General features: G+C 65.5%; 1 protein-coding gene. It reads left to right on the top strand.

Annotated features, from left to right (window positions below; genetic code table 11):
- A partial coding sequence (locus tag VSR34_RS39215) for a hypothetical protein (RefSeq protein ID WP_342965326.1) occupies window positions 1–255 on the top strand: 255 nt, incomplete at both ends.

The raw sequence follows: 255 nt of genomic DNA on the forward strand, positions 1-255 counted from the left end.
CGTGGCTCAAGCTCGAAGTGGGCAAGTGCCGCTATGGGCTGATGCTCGACGAAAACGGCATGGTGTTCGACGACGGCGTGACGGTGCGCCTCGGTGAGCAGCACTACATGATGACGACCACCACGGGGGGCGCCGCGCGCGTGCTCACGTGGCTCGAACGCTGGCTGCAGACCGAATGGCCCGACATGAAGGTGCGCCTCGCTTCGGTCACGGATCACTGGGCGACCTTTGCTGTGGTCGGCCCGAAGAGCCGCA

The sequence above is a fragment of the Paraburkholderia sp. JHI2823 genome, from assembly GCF_038900695.1.
GTDB lineage: Bacteria > Pseudomonadota > Gammaproteobacteria > Burkholderiales > Burkholderiaceae > Paraburkholderia > Paraburkholderia mimosarum.